The organism is Deinococcus sp. (assembly GCF_018260405.1).
GTDB lineage: Bacteria > Deinococcota > Deinococci > Deinococcales > Deinococcaceae > Deinococcus.
The window spans coordinates 1-18,051 of sequence record NZ_JAGLBG010000052.1 but is presented as its reverse complement, the minus strand read 5'-3'; the positions used below and the strand labels follow the sequence as shown (position 1 = coordinate 18,051).

At 61.4% G+C, this 18,051-nt stretch carries 15 protein-coding genes and 1 pseudogene; 12 read left to right on the top strand and 4 right to left on the bottom strand.

All coding sequences use genetic code 11. The annotated features are described in order from the left end of the window. Positions 1–768: 768 nt before the first annotated feature. Together QZ269_RS08060 and QZ269_RS08055 are read right to left on the bottom strand one after the other, a co-directional pair. Complete coding sequence (locus QZ269_RS08060; RefSeq protein ID WP_291426111.1) at positions 769–939, bottom strand: helix-turn-helix domain-containing protein; 171 nt, start codon at positions 937–939, stop codon at positions 769–771. Between the two features lie 81 nt (positions 940–1,020). Next, positions 1,021–1,455 (bottom strand): recombinase family protein, encoded by a 435-nt coding sequence (locus QZ269_RS08055; RefSeq protein ID WP_291426115.1) that lies wholly within the window; start codon positions 1,453–1,455, stop codon positions 1,021–1,023. A gap of 36 nt (positions 1,456–1,491) precedes the next feature. Between QZ269_RS08055 and QZ269_RS08050 the strand changes: the two genes are divergently transcribed. From QZ269_RS08050 to QZ269_RS08040, 3 genes and pseudogenes are all read left to right on the top strand, one after another. Then, positions 1,492–1,968, top strand: coding sequence for a transposase (locus QZ269_RS08050; protein ID WP_291426109.1), 477 nt, complete (start codon positions 1,492–1,494; stop codon positions 1,966–1,968). Continuing rightward, a pseudogene (locus QZ269_RS08045) lies at positions 1,965–2,318 on the top strand (transposase); the annotation flags it as partial. The gene QZ269_RS08050 and the pseudogene QZ269_RS08045, both read left to right, overlap by 4 nt. Positions 2,319–2,445: 127 nt before the next feature. Further along, positions 2,446–3,288 carry a tyrosine-type recombinase/integrase gene (locus tag QZ269_RS08040; protein ID WP_367272248.1) on the top strand — a complete coding sequence of 281 codons (843 nt, stop codon included), beginning with the start codon at positions 2,446–2,448 and terminating at the stop codon, positions 3,286–3,288. Positions 3,289–3,312: 24 nt separating this feature from the next. Here the strand turns inward: QZ269_RS08040 and lnt are convergent, their stop codons facing one another. Further along, on the bottom strand, positions 3,313–4,800 hold the full coding sequence (gene lnt / locus QZ269_RS08035) for an apolipoprotein N-acyltransferase (RefSeq protein WP_291426107.1): 1,488 nt from the start codon (positions 4,798–4,800) through the stop codon (positions 3,313–3,315). Positions 4,801–4,862: 62 nt separating this feature from the next. Between lnt and QZ269_RS08030 the strand changes: the two genes are divergently transcribed. From QZ269_RS08030 to QZ269_RS08010, 5 genes are all read left to right on the top strand, one after another. Beyond that, positions 4,863–5,567, top strand: a complete 705-nt coding sequence (locus QZ269_RS08030) for a metallophosphoesterase family protein (protein ID WP_291426105.1) — start codon at positions 4,863–4,865, stop codon at positions 5,565–5,567. A 121-nt stretch (positions 5,568–5,688) separates the two neighbouring features. After that, positions 5,689–6,426, top strand: coding sequence for a PucR family transcriptional regulator (locus tag QZ269_RS08025; RefSeq protein ID WP_291426103.1), 738 nt, complete (start codon positions 5,689–5,691; stop codon positions 6,424–6,426). A gap of 429 nt (positions 6,427–6,855) precedes the next feature. Further along, complete coding sequence (locus QZ269_RS08020) at positions 6,856–8,205, top strand: aminotransferase class III-fold pyridoxal phosphate-dependent enzyme (protein ID WP_291426101.1); 1,350 nt, start codon at positions 6,856–6,858, stop codon at positions 8,203–8,205. Positions 8,206–8,368: 163 nt separating this feature from the next. Then, on the top strand, positions 8,369–9,877 hold the full coding sequence (locus tag QZ269_RS08015; protein WP_291426099.1) for a CoA-acylating methylmalonate-semialdehyde dehydrogenase: 1,509 nt from the start codon (positions 8,369–8,371) through the stop codon (positions 9,875–9,877). Between the two features lie 141 nt (positions 9,878–10,018). Then, positions 10,019–10,555 (top strand): hypothetical protein, encoded by a 537-nt coding sequence (locus tag QZ269_RS08010; protein WP_291426097.1) that lies wholly within the window; start codon positions 10,019–10,021, stop codon positions 10,553–10,555. A gap of 132 nt (positions 10,556–10,687) precedes the next feature. Here QZ269_RS08010 and QZ269_RS08005 read toward each other — a convergent pair whose 3' ends face one another. Continuing rightward, positions 10,688–11,827, bottom strand: a complete 1,140-nt coding sequence (locus QZ269_RS08005; protein WP_291426095.1) for an ABC transporter substrate-binding protein — start codon at positions 11,825–11,827, stop codon at positions 10,688–10,690. Positions 11,828–12,211: 384 nt separating this feature from the next. Between QZ269_RS08005 and QZ269_RS08000 the strand changes: the two genes are divergently transcribed. The 4 genes from QZ269_RS08000 to QZ269_RS07985 all read left to right on the top strand — a co-directional run bounded on the left by QZ269_RS08000 (position 12,212) and on the right by QZ269_RS07985 (position 17,730). Next, the gene (locus QZ269_RS08000) at positions 12,212–13,864 is read left to right on the top strand and encodes a long-chain-fatty-acid--CoA ligase (RefSeq protein ID WP_291426093.1); all 1,653 of its coding nucleotides are present in this window, start codon (positions 12,212–12,214) and stop codon (positions 13,862–13,864) included. A gap of 321 nt (positions 13,865–14,185) precedes the next feature. Next, a complete protein-coding gene (locus tag QZ269_RS07995; protein WP_291426092.1) occupies positions 14,186–15,778 on the top strand; it encodes an ABC transporter substrate-binding protein in 1,593 nt (530 codons plus the stop codon). Between the two features lie 81 nt (positions 15,779–15,859). Then, a complete protein-coding gene (locus QZ269_RS07990; protein ID WP_291426090.1) occupies positions 15,860–16,867 on the top strand; it encodes an ABC transporter permease in 1,008 nt (335 codons plus the stop codon). Beyond that, on the top strand, positions 16,864–17,730 hold the full coding sequence (locus QZ269_RS07985; RefSeq protein ID WP_291426088.1) for an ABC transporter permease: 867 nt from the start codon (positions 16,864–16,866) through the stop codon (positions 17,728–17,730). The genes QZ269_RS07990 and QZ269_RS07985 overlap by 4 nt, the downstream gene beginning before the upstream one ends. Positions 17,731–18,051: the final 321 nt, after the last annotated feature.

Genomic DNA, 18,051 nt, shown 5'->3' with positions numbered 1-18,051 from the left:
TCTGCTCCAGCGATTGTGCGCCTGATGAAGAGGGCAGCATGGATACTCCGACGATATGGGCCTCAGACAGCCTCTTATTGCACTGGGAGATTTTTCGGGTCATCACCACACTGGGGTTGCTTTGTATAGCTCTGGCATGGATGATGCGAGTCGGGGAAGAAGTAGAGGCACCGCAGCCAACTCGCCTCAAAAAGCACGGTCGTCCTGGACGAGACGGGGTTACGATCAGCCGTGCTGTGCGTTGGGCCTTAGGATCGTTCCAGACGCTCCTAAAATTGCTGAAGCCACCTTTTTCCGTTCTAGGAGCGGGTAAATCTCAACCTGTCAGGTACTGAGGGAAGGAATACCAATGATTATAGGACACAGAGACTGAAGGCCCTTACTCGCTCCAGTGCTCACAGGTGCCAGCAATCGTGTTAGCCCACCCAAACGCCAGAAATGCGTAATACTTTGGCGGTACTCTGTTGCCATTAGCCGCAAAGGCATTTACACATTCCTGCGTCGTTGAAGGAGCCTGGCTAACAACGTAGAAAAGCAGTGCAACCCACACTGTGGCTAGAGTTAGAAGGATGGACATGCCCCGCAGAAGACCGCGTCTAAAGTTCAACCACCAACCAACGGGCGTTTGCGACTCCATCATCATACCTATGATTTTACACAACCAGATGCCTGATTGCTAACGCTAACATTATACACCACGGCCGGACTACACAATTCGCGCAAAATCCTACGCTAAGCGAAATCTAACGACTCAGACAGTGTCCATAGCTACCGACTCCGCTTAACGATGTCCATAACAGTGTTTTTGCTGAGATGCAACTCGCTGGCAATCGCCCGGTATGATTTTCCCTCTGCTCGCAGCTTCAGCACCCTAGCTTCATTACGGTCTGCTTTAGGTCTTTGCCCAGGGCAACCGCAAAGTCGGAGACTGCATAACATTTGATAAGTAGCCAGTAAGCAGGCTGGCTATTTTTACTGTATCCATCAGCCAAATACTCTCGGCATGGCGAAGCGTGATTTTCAAACGAAAAGTTTCACTTTACATTTGAGGGACTTTGCGGTTGCCCTGGGTCTTTGCCCTTCCTGGCGACCAAATTTCACGCCTCGCTCCTGGGCCGCAGAAATCCCTGAACGTATCCGTTCACGCAGCAAATCTCGCTCAAACTCAGCGAGGGCGGCCATCAGCGAAGCGAACAACTTTCCCTGTGGTGAGCGCAAATCAAACTGCAACCCAGTCTGGGCAATCACGCTGACTCCGCAGGCTTCCAGTTCCTGAAGGGTATGCAGCAGGTCGGTCGTTGACCGACCCCAGCGAGTCAGTTCCGTGACTAGCACCGCTTCAATCTGCCTATCACGCGCCAGATTCATGACCTTTTTGCGTTCACTGCGGGAATTGACGTTGCCAGAGGCAGTTTCTCTGAAAACAGCGACAATCTCAAAAGGCTCTTCCTGGATTCCAGGGAGCTGAGGGCGCTCTGATAAACTATCAGCATGCTGAGTTTAATTCAGCTCCTGGACGACGAGAAATGCTTCAAGGTTGTGCGGGAACTCCGTTGGCCCGAGGGCGTGGACTGCCCGCACTGCCACGCGCCGCATGTGGTCAAACAGGGCCGGGACGACACCCAGAAATTCAGACAGCGATATCGCTGTCTGAATTGCCAGCGAAAGTTCGATGACCTGACGGGCACCGTCTTCGCTGGTCACCACCAGCCCCTGCGGCAGTGGGTGGCGTGCCTGTATCTCATGGGTCTGAATCTCAGTAACCGCCAGATCGCCCATGAGCTCGGCCTGAACGAAGATGATGCCCAAGACATGACCCGCAGTGTCCGGCAGGGCGTGGTGGACGCGTCCACCACGCCCACACTTGCAGGTACGGTCGAGATCGACGAGGTGTATCTCGTCGCTGGTCATAAGGGCCAGAGTGATCTGGTGAAAAAAAATCTCGTCCAGGACGCAGACGGCGACTGAAGGGCAAGCGAGGACGCGGCACCGCCGCGTCCGACAAACCGCCGGTATTGGGAATGATCGAGCGGGGTGGACAACTCGCTCTCCACCTCTGTGACAACGTTCAGCAGCGGACCATACAGCCCCATATCCTGAACACCATTCAGGCAGGCAGTGTCGTCAACACCGATGAATACTCAATCTACGCCCGGGTGCGCGCCTGGGGCTACACACACGTCACCGTGATTCACGGTGACCGGGAATGGGCGCGTGATGACGATGGCGACGGTATCAACGAGGTGCACGTCAACACGATTGAAGGTGTGTGGAGCTTGCTCCGCTCGTGGCTGCGTCCTCATCGGGGCCTGTCGCAGCGCTGGTTGCCCCTCTACCTGGCCTTCTTTCAGGCTATGCACAACATCCGTCGTCGCGGGTTTTCGCTGTTGGGGCCGATGTTGAACCTACTTCTGACCTCAGCTCCCCGGAAGCCAGGATGAGCCTCTGGCTTTTACTGGGCTGCCCGAAGCGCCCACGCACGCCCTGAACCAGCTGACCGCTGAGGACTTCGAGCTGTGGCTGCTGCATCTGCACACGGCGGGCCTCTCGGCGTCCAGTGTTAAGCGGCACCTGTACGGAGTTCGCAACCTGATGAAAGCGCTGGTTTGGGCCGGAGTCCTGGCAAGCGACCCGTCGGCCAGCGTGCGCCCGCCTGCCGAGGCCACCCCCGCCCACGCCAAAAAGCGGGCCATTTCAGTAGGCAGCTACGCCGAACTGCTGGAACTTCCGGCCCGCATACCCGCCGGGGACCCAGTGCGGGCCAACCGCGACGCCGCACTCCTGGCCCTCGGCGGTAGCGCGGGCCTGCGGGCCGCCGAGATTGTGGGACTGGTCGGCAGCGACCTGGACTTTAAGCTGGGGCAGGTGCTGGTGCGCGGTAAAGGCGGCAAGCAGCGCCTTGTACCACTGGGCCGCCAACTGAGCCGGGTGCTTCAGCGCTGGCTGGTGTCGCGCTCGGCCTTACAGGCGGCTGGACAGCTTCAGGGAGACCACCTGATCGTGTCGCTCAGTCACCGCAACTTCGCGGGCCAACTGACCACCAAGGGCGGGCGCGACATCGCGGGGCGGTACTACCAAGAACTTGGCCTGCCGCCCGAGATGTGGGGCCTGCACACGCTGCGGCGCACAGCGGGAACCCACCTGTACCGCGCGAGGCGTGACCTGCATGTGGTGGCCGACCTACTGGGGCACGCCTCGGTCACGACCTCGGCAATCTACGCCAAGATGGACGGCGAAGTCCGGCGCGAGGCGGTCGAGGCCATGGAACAGTTGCGCTTAGGAAGCTGAGCCAAGCTCTCAAACCTGGGCCAATTAGGGGCGAGTTAGTTTGGGGCGAGTCAGTTGCCAGCCATAGGCCAGCAGCCCCAGCGCCAGCAGCAGGGCAGGCCAGTCGCCCACCTCTCCAAAGAGCGTTTTAGTGGTCAGCAGGGGAAACCGGGCATGAATGACGCCTTCTCCCCTGCTCAGGGTCAGGCGGGGGCGGCCCAGGTCGTCGATACTACCCGCGACGCCTTTGTTAACGCTGCGCAGCACCCAGCGGCGGTTTTCGATGGCGCGAACCCGGCCCATCAGAAAGTGTTGCTGCACGCCCCAGCCGGTGTACCACGAATCGTTGCTGATGTTGACCAGCACCTGCGCCCCCTGCCGGGTCAGCTGGCGGGCCACCCACGGGAAAACACTGTCGTAGCAGATGTAAGTGCCGTACACGACCCCGCCCAGGGTTAGGGGCGAGAGCTGAACCGCCGCCGGGGTCGTTTCCAGGTTCATATGAGTGACCCCCTCGATCATCCGCCAGGCCGGGTCCAGCTGGGTGCGCAGGGGGAAATATTCCCCGAAAGGCACCGGACGGGCCTTATCGTTACTGCCGACCACCGCGCTACCTGTCCAGGCGACGGCCTTGTTGCTGCGGCTGCCCAGCAGGTCGGCCACTCCATAGATTCCGTTCATGGGGGTCAGTTTCAGCAGCGCCGGATCCTGAATGGCTGTTTCGGTCCACACTGGAACCTCACCGGGCTGCCGGTTGTCCTGGGTCAGGCGGTTATAGGTCTGAAACTGCTGCTCGGGGCTTTGAAGGTGACTCGCCTTAGCAAAAGCGTCTACCGCCGTACGTTGCAAGAGGGCCTGACCAGGTATTCCCTGTCCAGGCACCCGCGTCAGGCCGTAGCCCAGCGCCAGCAGCCAGCACACGACCACGCCCCACAGGGCTTTTGTCCGGCCATGCCAGAACTGAACCAGGGCCGCCGCGCTTAGGGCAACCAGCACGCTACAAAGCAGCACACCGCCCAGGTCGGCAATCTGAATCATGGGCGTGTCGATCAGGCTGTAGCCCAGCGTCGGCCACGGAAAGGCGAACGGCCCCAGAAAGCGCAGCGCTTCGAGCACCACCCAGCCCCCGGCCAGGCCCCAGACGCGCCCCAGCACGCCGGACAACCGCTGCGGACCAGGAAGAACAGGAACACCCCCAATCAGCCGGGCGACCAGGTAGCCCATCAGGGCGTAAAAGCTGCCCTCGACAGCGTAGAGCAAAAACGCCAGTACCCCCAGCGCCGGGCTGCCCAGCAGCTGCCCGACAAAAGCCATCAACCACGACAGATGCACCGCGTTCATGACGAGCGCCGCCCAAAATAGCCGCCCGGCAACGCCCCTGGGAGTGGCAGTCGACGCCGCGTACAGCAGTAAGGCCGCCAGCACGACGGGGGTTAGGATGCCGGTTGGCAAAGGCGCAAGCGTCAGCGCCAGAGCCAGGCCCAGCAGGCCCGAAACGGCGGCAGGGGGCAAATGAAGGGGGGGGCGCAACACCCTGGGACTATACCCGTCAGCGGGTAGTTATTGGCGCAGGTTTTGCTTTAGCATGAGGCACTTTGCGAGTGGCCTTTATCAGTGACCTTCATGGAAATATCCATGCCCTCACCTCTGTCAAACGGTTTCTTACGGAGAACATCGTCAATCAGGTGGTGGTGGTCGGCGATCTCGTGGGCTACGGGGCCAGCCCGGGGCCGGTGATTGACTTTGTCCGGCGCGAGGGCTGGCCGGTGGGCCTGGGCAGCAGCGACCTGCGTGTGGCAATGGAATTCGGCGAACGTGAGGGCCGCAAGGGGCTGGCCGATCAGGTTCTACAGTGGACTAAAGGAATTCTGAGCCAAGAACAGATGGAGTACCTGCGCCGCCTGCCCCCCGGGGGCCGAATCATGACGCCTATCGGGCGCATCAAGTACTTTCACGGCAGCCCGCACGACCCCGAACTGCGCACTGACCTGATGGCCCAGGAACGTGAGCTGGAGGAACTGGCCGAGCAACTGGGGGCGCGGGTCGTGGTGGTGGGCGGAACGCACGTTCCTTTTGTGCGCGTGGTCGGTGACACTACGTTTGTCGATCCGGGCAGCGTGGGCCTCAGCCTGAACCATGAGCCCGGCGCAGATGTGGCTATCGTGGACTGTGTTGGTCGCAAGCCCAAGGTCACGCTGCACAAGGTGCCTTACGACTATTCTTCCAGCGCCTTCGACATCATGGCCTGGAACCTGCCGCCAGTCATCGCCGAGGTGATTCGAACCGGACGCATGATCTGAGCGATGTGTCTTTTCCACAGGCACAAAGAAGGTTCCTTGACAGCTCACGGTGCCCTTCTTTCTCTAGAGGCTGGTAGAGACCCCATACAAGCTGACCGGGCCATTTTGTCAGGAGCAGACCATGCACACGACCCTTCACGACCTGTTGACCCTGCCCGCCTTCGCAGCGGTGGAGGTCGTGAGTGGCCGCACACACCTTGACCAGCCGGTGGCCTGGGTTCACGTCTCAGAGGTCCCCGATGCGGCGCGGTTCCTGACGGGCGGTGAACTGCTGCTCAGCACGGGGGTGCCGCTCCAGGGGGGAGACGACGCCGCGCAGGAACACTACCTGCGTTCGCTGGCGGCGGGCGGGGCGCAGGGGCTGATGCTAGAGCTGGTGCGCCACTTCTCAGAGGTGCCAGCAGCGGTGTTGGCGGCGGCCCGGCAACTGGATTTTCCGCTGCTGGTCGCCCGGCAAGAGATCAGTTTTGCGCTGCTGACGCGGGCGGCGCACTCGCGCATCCTGGCCCCAGTGGCCGCACCCGCCGAGCCTTCGCTGGAGCCGTTGCTACTGGCGCTGAGCGAAACGGGGCGCAGCACGGACTTTATCGCCTCCCACCTGGGGCCGCTGCTGGCCCTGCCTCTACGCCCCCGCGCTACGCTGCTTTTGACGCTGGACGCGCTGCTGGCTGTCAATTTCAATATCACCGAGGCCGCCCGGCGGCTGGGCGTGCGGCGGCAGACCATGTACTACCGCATAGAGCAGCTACGGGCCATGCTGGGCGACCTTGAAGACGCGCGGCGGCAACTGGGCCTGCGCCTCTCACTAGAACTGCTGCGCGGCAGCGGGCCAGGCGAGGCGAGCAGGCCACCCTGTTAAAAGGATTGCGCCTAATTCCGTCACAGTCGAGAAGTGGTTGGGTAGAACAGCTTCCGTATGGGGCTTGCTCGCGTCTGCTGCGCTGCGAAGCAGCGTAAGAAGGCAAAAAGGAGCTGCTGATAGAAGCGCATTCGTAAAGCTTCGCCGCAGAGCGAGTGAGAGCAAAGAGGACTGTCGGGCATGGAATGGGCAACCCGGTGCCCTTGCGGGTGGTCAGCGGAACAAGCGGCAGTCCGTATAACGTGAAATGCGTTCCAGACCGCCTATTTCAGATTTTTCCTCTCCTGAGCTATGAACCTGTCTGCACCACCAATTAGACAGTCTGTCTCTGGTAAGCGCGTCTAGAACGGCTTAAACTGAAACCCTACCGCTCACCTCATCTCCGCCTCATTTCACCTTATTCGCGTACCGCCCCAGGGGGGCCACACCATGCCACAAAAGCATCCCGATTCCGCCCAGATCATTCAGGACAACCGCGACTACACGCTGTTTTCGTGGAGTGCCCAGGCCGCCCTCAGCCCCATTCACATGACCGGTGGCCAGGGCAGCCACTTCTTTGACGGCAACGGTGACCGTTGGCTCGATTTTTCCTCGCAGCTCATCAACATCAACGTGGGCCACCAGCACCCCAAGGTTATGCAAGCCATCAAGGATCAGGTCGACCAGATGTGCTTCGCCGGGCCAAGTTTCGCCACCGACGTGCGGGCCAAGCTGGGCAAGAAGCTGGCCGAGGTCACGGGTCTTGCCAAGAGTTTCTTTACGCTGGGCGGCAGTGAAGCCAATGAAAATGCCATGAAAATGGCCTGCCTGTATACCGGGCGCGACAAGATTATGACCCGTTACCGCAGCTACCACGGCGCGACCATGGGCAGCATGACCGCCTCGGGCGACCCCCGGCGCTGGCCTGTGGAACCCGGCATTCCCGGCATCGTGCGCGTGTTCGACCCGTACATGTACCGCCCTCCGATGGGCGGCAGCGCCGAGGCGTGGGCCGACGGCTGCATCACGCACATCGAGGAAGTCATTCAGATGGAAGGGCCGCACACTATCGCCGCCATGCTGGTCGAGGGTATTACCGGCAGCAACGGTATCCTGATTCCGCCCGACGACTATTACCCCCGCCTGCGGGCACTCCTTGACAAGTACGGCATCTTGCTGATCGACGACGAGGTCATGAGCGGCTTCGGGCGCACCGGCAAGTGGCTGGCGACCCAGCACTACGGCATCAAACCCGACATCGTGACCTGCGCCAAGGGCCTGACCAGCGGGTATATGCCGCTCGGGGCCGTGATCGTCAGCGACAAGATTGCCCAGTATTTCGAGGATCACTTTCTGGCAGGCGGCCTAACCTACAGCGGGCATCCGGTGTCTCTGGCCGCCGCCATCGCTAATTTGCAGGTTTATGAAGACGAGAATCTGTTCGAACACACGCTGGAGATGGGAGCGCACCTCGGCCAGCGCCTCGAAGCCATGAAGAAAAAATACGCCTGCGTGGGCGACGTGCGTTATATCGGCCTGTTCAGCGTACTGGAACTGGTCAAGGACAAGCAGACCAAAGAGCCGCTGGCCCCCTTCAACGGCACTTCACCCGAGATGAACAAGTTCGCCGCCCACGTCAAGAGCAAGCATGTCTATGCCTACACCCGCTTTAACTGGGCTTTCGTATGCCCGCCGCTGGTCGTGACCAGAGAAGAACTCGATCACGGCCTGGACGTGTACGAGGAAGGTCTGGCACTGGTGGATGAGATGATTGGTAAGTCCACCGTCGCCGCCGACTAGGTACGTTGTACTTAGGGAGCTCCCGGTTACAGTGACGCGTATCCGAGGAAAGCGCCCATGCTCCGCTTGGCTTATCAGTCTTCCGAGTCGACTTCTACCAGCAACTCCTTTTGCCTATTCACTCTGCTTATAAGCGCTAGAAAAAACAAGGAGCTACCAAGCCATGACTACCACCGAAAGACCAATCGCCCTGACCCACTGGATCGGCGGCCAGGAACAGCCCGGCCAGTCTGGGGGCCGCACCTCTAACGTGTTCAATCCCGCCACCGGACAGGTCACCAAGACCTTGCCGCTGGCGTCTGCCGATGAGCTGAAGGCCGCCGTAGAGGTCGCCAAGGAAGCGGGCAAAAAGTGGCGGGCCTCCTCACTAAGCACCCGCACCAACATCATGTTTAAGTTCCGTGAGTTGCTTAATGCCCGTAAACACGACCTGGCCCGCATTCTGACTGCCGAACACGGCAAGGTTCACGCCGACGCGCTGGGCGAAATCTCGCGCGGGCTGGAAAACGTGGAATTCGCCTGCGGGGTGGGTCAACTGCTCAAGGGCGGGTATTCCGAGCAGGTCAGTACCGGCATCGACGTGTACAACATTCAGCAGCCGCTCGGCGTGGTCGCGGGCATCACGCCTTTTAATTTTCCGGCGATGGTGCCGCTGTGGATGCTGTGCAACGCGATTGCCTGCGGAAACACCTTTATTCTTAAGCCCAGCGAGAAAGACCCTTCGGCGTCCATGTTCCTCGCCAGCCTGCTAAAGGAAGCCGGGCTGCCCGATGGCGTGCTGAACGTGGTTCACGGTGATAAGGAAGTGGTGGACGCCATTCTGGAGCATCCCGATATCGCCGCCGTGAGCTTCGTGGGCAGCACGCCCATCGCCAAGTACATCTATGAAAAAGGCACCAGCTTCGGCAAGCGCGTACAGGCTCTGGGCGGCGCAAAAAACCACATGCTGATCTTGCCGGACGCCGACATCGGCGCAGCGGCGGACGCGGCGGTCAGCGCAGCTTTCGGGTCGGCGGGCGAGCGCTGTATGGCGATCAGCGTGGCAGTGGCAGTCGGTGACGCGGGCGACAAACTAGTCGAGGCCATCAAGGAACGCATTCCCAAGGTCAAGATCGGCCCCGGCGACCAGCCTGAAAACGAGATGGGGCCGCTGATCACCCGCGAACACCGCGACAAGGTAGCCGGTTATGTGCAATCGGCGCAGGAACAGGGCGCGACGGTGGTCGTGGACGGACGCGAGCATAAATTCGGGGGCGACGGCTTTTTTCTGGGAGCCTCGTTGCTTGACCATGTCAGGCCCGGCATGAAAGCCTACGACGACGAAATCTTCGGGCCGGTGCTGTGCGTGGCCCGCGCCGCCAGCTATGAAGAAGGCATGAAGATGATCGCCAGTAACCCTTACGGGAACGGCACGGCTATCTTTACCCGCGACGGCGGCGCAGCGCGGCAGTTCCAGTTCGATGTGGAAGTTGGTATGGTCGGTATCAATGTGCCGATTCCGGTGCCGGTGTCGTACTACTCGTTTGGCGGCTGGAAGGCCAGTCTGTTCGGAGATACCCACATGTACGGCCCCGAGGGCATCAAATTCTTCACCCGCTCGAAGGTCGTGACCAGCAAGTGGCCCGACCCGGCGACCAGCATGGTCGATCTGGGCTTCCCAACCACCCACTAAGCCTGACTTCTGCGGTCTTAGAGCATGACGTGCCCATCATTCGGAGCACTGCTCTAAGACAACGAACAGACCTCCTGCGAAATTGATGCGCCTGTCGCCTCTCGGCTTCAACGTCTATCATGGGGCCAGGAGGGAATGACCATGACTTACGATCCACACGAAGCGCCGGGACAGGGGATAACCTCCGGTTCCCTGCTGGAAACGATCTACTCCTGGCAGGCCGGAAAAGCCCCGCGTGAAGCGGTGGTGGGGCTGCTGGGCGCTCTTGGCCCCGAATACGGCGATCTGGTGCAGGAAACGGTGCAGGAGCTGACGCACTGGGTCAATGCCGCCCCTACGCCGGGAGCGGGCAAGTCAGTGCCAGCGGCCCAGGGCGACACGGACGCTTGGCGCAGCGAACTGATGGCCTGTCGTGCCCGTGCCTGGGCTTTTCCACACAGCGCAGGGATGCTCGTCAGCGACGCCATCCTAATTTTGACCGACGGGCAGCGCGGCGTTATTCTGTACCCCGACCACATCCGGGCGCTGCCGGCCAGCACCAGCGGTTCCATGATGCTGCTGTGCCAAACGATTGTTATGGCGCAAAACGCCGTAGACGCCAAAGAAGTTGGTCAGCTGAGGCAACAGCGTATCGACTCGGCCTCGACTTCACTCTCGGAAATCGAACCGATTCACTGAGCTTGCGCCAACAGTCGAGCGGGGCCAGGACATTGAATTCCCAGCCCCGCTTTTTGTTCGTACTTCTTGCAACCGTGGAACCGGGCGACGTTTGTCAGAGGACTAATGCCAAGTCCTTGACCCAGAAGCTGACTACTTAATCAGTTTCCAGGTGCCGTTTACGACCTGCGCCATCACGCGGCTGCGGGCGTCCAGCCCCAGGTGGTCGGTGGCGCTCATGTTGAAGATGCCGTGCGCACCAATCACGTTGCGGGTGTTTTCCAGGGCGTCACGCAGGCCCGAGCGGAATTCGGGGGTGCCGGGCTTGCCTTTCTTGAGGGCCTGCGGAATGGCCTTCTGGATCAGCAGACCAGCGTCCCAAACGTGCCCGCCGAAGCCCGAAACGCTGTCTTTGCCGTATTTGCCCTCGTACAGGCTCATGTAGTCCAGGCCGACCTTGCGGGTGGGGTTGGAAGTGGGCAGCTGATCGGCCACCAGCAGCGGGCCGACGGGCAAGATCGCGCCCTCGACATCTTTGCCGCCCACGCGCAGGAAATCGGCGTTGGCGACCCCGTGCGTCTGGTAAATCTTGCCCTTGTAGCCGCGGTCATTCAGGGCCTTTTGCGGCAGCACAGCGGGTACGCCCGATGCGCCGACCAGAATGGCGTCGGGCTTGGCGGCCACCAGCTTGAGGGCCTGCCCGGTCACGCTGGAATCGCTGCGGCCATAGCGTTCGTTGGCGACGATCTTGATGTTTTTGGCATCGGCGTTCTTCTTCAGCTCGTTGTACCAGCCTTCGCCGTAAGCGTCGTTGAAGCCCACGTAGCCGACGGTCTTGATGCCGTTCTGGGCCATATGACCCACGATGGCGGCGGCCATGATCGCGTCGGTCTGCGGCGTTTTGAAGACCCAGCTGCGCTTGGCGTCCACCGGCTTGATGATGGACTCGGACGCCGCCAGCGCGATCATGGGGGTCTTGCTCTCGGCGGCCACGTCGATCATGGCGAGGCTGGCCGGGGTGGTGCTGCTGCCGATAATCAGGTCGACCTTGCTGTCCTGAATGAGCTTGCGGGCATTGGTCACGGCGTTGGTGGTGTCCGAGGCGTCGTCCAGAATGGTGTAAATAACTTTTTGTCCGGCGATCGTCTGAGGCAGCATGGCGACCGTATTCTTTTCAGGAATGCCCAGGCTGGCGGCAGCGCCAGTGCTCGAAATGATGACGCCCACGTGGACATCGGCCAGAGCGGAAGAAGCGGCGGCAAGAACAGCGGTCAGCAGTAGGCGTGTTTTCATGTGTATAAACCTCCGGCCTCCGGGAGAGACCTGTTTAAAATTTGGGAGCGAACCCGATACTAGCAGACCCACCTGTGGTCCAGCTGAGGCTGGCCGCCCGCTCATACGGACTGCCGCCCCACTCCGCCACAGTCGGGAAGGCCACCGCCTGCAGCTCCACACCGCAAAGTCCGTTCGCAACGCAAAACGGGGGTAACACGGAATACGTTCCAGACGGCTTATTTCAGACCTTTCTAATCTGAGTTACGAAACTGTCCGAACTGTTGCTAAACTAAGGCGACCAAATTTAAGCCGTTCACTGCTGCCCTGTTCATTACTGCCCCGTTCACTGCTGCCGGGCCAGGTGCCCGCAGCCGTTTGTCCCAGCTCCCGGAGGATTTCCGCATGACCCAACCTGCCCAGCGTTACTGGCCCGCCAACAAACCCCGCTCGCTGACCCTGCCCAGCACCGGCGTGATGCATAACCTGCGCGTCAGTGCCGAGCGCTTTCCGCTGAAAACGGCCATCTGGTTCTACGGGCGCAGCCTGAGCTACCGCGAACTGCGCGAGCAGGCCGAGCGCCTCGCCGGGCACCTCGCCTCACAGGGCGTGAAAAAGGGAGACCGCATCGCCCTGTGGATGCAAAACAGCCCCGCCTGGGCCGTCGCCGCGCACGCCTGCTGGCAGCTGGGCGCGGTGGTCATTCCGCTGGCCCCCATGCTTCAGGCCAAAGAATTCGGGTTCTTTTTGCAAGACGCCGGAATTCGGGTGGGCATTGTGGGGGGCGAACTGTACGAGAAGGCCAAGGCCGGGGGGCTAGGGCACGCGGTGGTCGCCAACGTCATGCTAGGCACCGACCGCGAGACCTCGGGCATTCCGATTCCCGACGGCATGGACGTGTCTCCGGCCCTCCAGCAAGGCGACATTACCCTGGAAGACGCCCTCCAGGCCAAACCCGCCCCGGCGGCTGACGTGACCGGCGACGACCTGTGCGTGATGCCCTACACCAGCGGCACCACCGGCCTGCCCAAGGGCTGTATACACACCCACAGCAGCGTGCAGGCCAATGTTTTTGGGGCCACCGTGTGGGGCGAGACCAACCCCGAGGACGTGGTGTTGTCATGCATGCCGTTTTTCCATGTCACCGGCTTTATGAACAGCCTGCTGGTGCCGATCATGGGCGCGGCCAAGATGGTAGTGATGTCGCGCTGGGACCGTGACGGAGCGCGTGAACTGATGCGCGAACACAAGATGACCATCTGGACGAACACGCCCACCATGCTCATTGACCTGCTGGCCTCGCCCAAGTTCAATCCGGACGACATGAAGACCATCCGCACCATGACCGGCGGCGGCGCCAGCCTGCCCGAGGCCATCGGGCAAAAGCTGTTCGAGCAGACCGGCATCAGCTTTCTGGAAGGTTACGGCCTCTCGGAAACGATGGGGCAGTCGCATGCCAACCCCACAGACAAACAGAAGCTCCAGTGCCTGGGCATTCCATTGTTCAACGTGGATTCGCGCGTCGTGGACCTCGATACCCTTCGGGAATTGCCGGTCGGCGAGATCGGCGAGATCATCATTCACGGGCCGCAGGTGATGAAAGGCTACTGGAACCGCCCCGAGGAAACCGCCAAGGCGTTCGTAGAGATCGGTGGCAAATCGTTTTTGCGCACCGGCGACCTGGGGTACATGGACGACGAGGGCTTTTTCTTCTTCAGTGACCGCCTCAAGCGCATGGTGAACGTGTCGGGCCTGAAGGTCTGGCCCACCGAGGTCGAGAACAAGCTGCACGCTCACCCCGCCATTCAGGAAGCCTGCGTGATCGCCGTGCCTGACGAGCGCAGCGGCGAACGTGCCCGCGCCCTGATCATCGTCAAGCCCGGCCACCAGCTGACCGGCGAGGACATCGAGCAGTGGGCCAGAACCCAGATGGCGTCGTACAAGGTGCCGCGTGAGTATCAGTTTGTAGATAGCCTGCCGCGTAGCCCCACTGGCAAGGTGGCGTGGCGCCAATTGCAGGAACAGGCCCGCGCCGCAGTGCAGGCTAGGCCGCAATGACAGCTAATACGGGTTCCGCTCAATATACTTTGTGCTAGTCGTACTTTGCAGAATTAAGGTTTTAAACCTGTCCGAACCGGTAGACCTCTTGCGAAGGTAGGGGTCGGGCCGCCCCGAGTTCCCGCTTTCGCCTAGCAGGGCGCGTGCGAGCAAACCTAATGAGAATAACTGGGCGACTTTTGCAAGAGTTCTACGGACAAGTCGGCTCGACCCCGCAATCTGCCTGCATTCTCAGAGCGTGCTACCTTATATAAATATCTTCCCGTTACGTACCTCATACCCGATCAGAACGACTAGGATCTGTGCCGACAAGGAGATTACATGACGACTCATAGACTGACGAAATTAGGCCGCCTGCCCAAGGCCCTGCTGTGTACCCTCGCGCTGGGCAGCGGACTGGCCGCCGCACAGAAGCAGAACACTCTGGTGATCGGCGGGGACTTCAACGACCTGATTACGCTGGATCCCGGCGTGTCCTACGAGTTCTCGGGGTCGCTGATTACCGGCAACCTCTATGACACCCTGGTCGCCTACGACGGCAATAACCTCAAAACCCTGAAACCCCGGATAGCCAGCAGCTGGAAGATCGACAAGACGGCGGATGGTTCGCGCATCACCTTCAAGCTGCGTGACGCCAAGTTCAGCACGGGCCGCCCTGTAACGTCCGCCGACGTGGTGTACAGCATGAACCGCGTTATCCAGCTTAAGACGCCCTCAAGCTTTCTGCTGACCGATGTAGCGAACGTGAAAGTCGGCTCGGTAACAGCCCCCGACGCCAAGACAGTCGTGATGAACTTGCCCAAGACTGCCAACCCTAACATCGTGCTGGCGCTGCTGACCTTCAATGTGGGCGGCATCATCGACAGCACCGAGGCCAAGGCACATGAGCAAAGCGGCGACTTCGGCAGCGCGTGGCTCAAGGACCACTCGGCGGGCACCGGCCCTTTCGTGCTCAACCGCTGGGACCGCAGCGCTCAGGTCGCGCTGGACGCCAACCCTAACGCCTTCCGGCGCTCGCCCAACATCAAGCGCGTGATTCTGCGCTACATGCAGGAAGCCGCCGCCCAGCAGACCGCGCTGAACTCTGGCGAAATCGACGTGGCCTGGGATTACACCCCCGACGCCTTCAAGGCTGCCCAGACGAACCCCAAGCTCAAGGCGCTCAAGACCGACACCTTCCAGCTGGCGTACCTGGGCATGAACTCGGCCAAGGGGATGCCCTTCGAGGACGCCCGCGTGCGTGAAGCGGTGCGCTACGCCATCGACCAGGACGGCATCATCAACAGCCTGTTGCAGGGCCTGGGCCGCAAAACCCAGACCATCATCCCGCTCGGGCTGGCCGGGTCGAATCCCAAGATCAGTTACCCGCATGACGTCGCTAAGGCCAAGGCGCTGCTCAAGGCGGCGGGCAAACCCGACGGCTTCAGCGTGGATTTCCTGGTCAGCACCGGCTCGTGTGCGGGCGGAGTGCCTTGCCAGGACCTCGCGGCCAAGATTCAGTCGGACCTCGCCAAGATCGGTATCAAGGCCAACATCAAGCAGATGGTCAACGCCGAACTGCTAACCACCTACCGTGCCCAGAAAGCCCCGCTGATTCAGGTTGCCTGGAGTCCCGACTACCCCGACGCTGACGGCAACGGCACCCCGTTGAGCGACTACAACGCCAAGTCATTGGCGTGGCGCAACGGCTGGCAAAACGAGCAGGCCAGCCAACTGGCGCAGGCCGCCGCCATCGAGACTAACCCGACCAAGCGCCTGAACCTGTACAACCAGCTCACCGCGCTGATGGTCAAGGAAGGCCCCTTCGCTATCTTGTATCAACCTGCCAAACCCATCGTGACCGCTGCCAATGTCACTGGCTTCTTGCGTAACGCGAACGGCGACGTGCAGCTTGAGAGAGTGAGCAAGAAGTAAACCTGCAGGCAGCTGATGGCCCGGCCCGCCGGATTCCGGTTGCCGGGCCACTTTGTATGCTGTGTATAAAAGGAGTTTCCGTTGCTGGTTTACCTTCTCAAACGTCTGGGCCTGATGGTGTTCGTACTTTGGGGCGTGACGCTGGCAGCTTTTCTGATCTCGCATATGTTGCCTGCCGACCCAGCTGCCGCCGTGCTGGGCAACAATGTCCGTCAAGAGCAGATCGAGCAGTTCCGGCATGCCAACGGCCTAGACCGCCCGCTGCCAGTACAGTACGGCCTGTATATGCAGGCGCTGGCCCACGGCGACCTGGGTAAGTCGCTGCGAACCCAGAGCAGTATCACAGCGGACCTCAAGCAGTTTTTTCCGGCCACGCTGGAAATTACCCTGGTTGCGGTGGTTTTCGCGGTATTGATCGGCCTGCCACTGGGGATTGTCGCGGCGCTGAAGCATGGGCGCTGGCCCGACCTGCTGGCCCGCATCTTCGCGCTGCTGGGTGGGGCTACGCCGGTCTACTGGCTGGCGATTCTGGCACTGAACCTGTTTCACGAGCGCCTGGGCTGGCTGCCGGGTCCGGGGAGGCTCGATTCCTACAGTCTGCCGCCCCCCATCAGAACCGGACTGGTCACGGTAGACGCGCTGCTGGCCGGTGACCAAGCCGTATTCGTGGACGCCCTGCGGCACCTCATCTTGCCGGGGCTGGTTCTGGGAGCGTACTCGGCGGCATTGCTCACCCGCATGACCCGCTCGGCCCTGCTGGAGGTGCTGTCGCAGGACTACATCCGTACTGCCCGCGCCAAGGGAATGGGCCAGGCCCGCGTGATCGGCAAACATGCCATGCGGAACGCCGCTCTACCGATTCTGACCGTGCTGGGTAGCCTGTTTGGCGGCCTGCTCACTGGGGCGGTGCTGACCGAAACCATCTTCTCGTGGCCGGGCATCGGCGGCTACGCCACGACTTCGGCGGTCAGCCTGGATTTTCCGGCGGTGATGGGCGTTACGCTGGTCGCGGGGCTGGCCTACTCGCTGGTGAACCTGCTGGTGGACCTTGCCTACGCCTTCTTCGACCCGAGGATCAGTTACTCATGACTACCCAGACCACCCCGACCGTTCAAGCGGCCGGGCGCGTTCCATCAGTGACCTGGCGCAGGTTCCGGCGCAACAGTGGGGCCATGCTGGGGCTGGTGCTGCTGATTGTGCTGCTCGTATCTGCGCTGTTGGGGCCGCTCTTTTTAGGCAGCGCCACCAGTCAGGAACTCGCTATCCGGCTGGCTCCGCCTTCCACGGCTCACCTGCTGGGCACGGACCAACTTGGACGTGACGTGCTGGCCCGCGTGTTGCAGGGCGGGCGCATTTCGCTGGGGCTAGGCGTGGGGGTCATGCTCTCGTCGCTGCTCGTCGGCTCGCTGGTCGGCCTGCTCGCCGGGCTGCGCGGCGGCTGGTGGGATGAAGCGATTATGCGCGTCACCGACATTTTCCTGGCTTTTCCCAGCCTGATTCTGGCTATGGCGATCTCGGCGGCGCTGGGTCCGAACCTGCGTAACGTGATGATCGCGGTGGCGTTGGTCTCGTGGCCCACGTACGCGCGGCTGGTACGGGCGCAGGTGCTGGCGCTGCGTGAGCGCGAATTCGTGGAAGCCTCGCGGGCGCTGGGCAGCTCACAGGCCCGTATCGCGCTGCGTCACCTGCTTCCCAACACGCTCGCGCCGCTGCTGGTACAGGGCAGTTTCGACGTGGGCAGCGCCATCCTGACCGCCGCCGGACTGGGCTTCATCGGCTTTGGGGCGCAACCGCCGACGCCAGAATGGGGCGCTATCGTTTCCGAGACGCGCAATTACATCACGCAGGCGCCGTGGGCTTCGAGTGCCCCGGCCCTCGCCATTTTACTGACCGTGCTGGCCTTTAACCTGCTGGGAGACGGCCTGCGCGACGTATTTGACCCACGGCGGTAAAGATGACCACAGCTGTGGAGACTACGGCGTAAGCACCACGCGCTCAGCGCCCCCCGGCAGTCCAGGCGGGCGCACTGAAGGTGTACTGCGGGCTGCGGGCAAAATCGGTCACGACGGCGGCTTACATTTCAGTCGTCCGCCGGAGCACTGGCTGGAGCAGTGGCCCGAATGTTGGCGACCTGCCCTCCCGCCAGGCGCAGCATGAAAAGCGCTCTGAACGAAAAGAACCCACGCCCGGCTCCTGTAAGAGGCTGTCTGAGGCCCATATCGTCGGAGTATCCATGCTGCCCTCTTCATCAGGCGCACAATCGCTGGAGCAGA

Coding starts and splice junctions, on each gene's coding strand:
- QZ269_RS08060 (WP_291426111.1), bottom strand. CDS start 939: ATGTTATGCAGTCTCCGACTTTGCGGTTGCCCTGGGCAAAGACCTAAA.
- QZ269_RS08050 (WP_291426109.1), top strand. CDS start 1,492: ATGCTGAGTTTAATTCAGCTCCTGGACGACGAGAAATGCTTCAAGGTT.
- QZ269_RS08025 (WP_291426103.1), top strand. CDS start 5,689: ATGCACACGACCCTTCACGACCTGTTGACCCTGCCCGCCTTCGCAGCG.
- QZ269_RS08020 (WP_291426101.1), top strand. CDS start 6,856: ATGCCACAAAAGCATCCCGATTCCGCCCAGATCATTCAGGACAACCGC.
- QZ269_RS08015 (WP_291426099.1), top strand. CDS start 8,369: ATGACTACCACCGAAAGACCAATCGCCCTGACCCACTGGATCGGCGGC.
- QZ269_RS08010 (WP_291426097.1), top strand. CDS start 10,019: ATGACTTACGATCCACACGAAGCGCCGGGACAGGGGATAACCTCCGGT.
- QZ269_RS08005 (WP_291426095.1), bottom strand. CDS start 11,827: ATGAAAACACGCCTACTGCTGACCGCTGTTCTTGCCGCCGCTTCTTCC.
- QZ269_RS08000 (WP_291426093.1), top strand. CDS start 12,212: ATGACCCAACCTGCCCAGCGTTACTGGCCCGCCAACAAACCCCGCTCG.
- QZ269_RS07995 (WP_291426092.1), top strand. CDS start 14,186: ATGACGACTCATAGACTGACGAAATTAGGCCGCCTGCCCAAGGCCCTG.
- QZ269_RS07985 (WP_291426088.1), top strand. CDS start 16,864: ATGACTACCCAGACCACCCCGACCGTTCAAGCGGCCGGGCGCGTTCCA.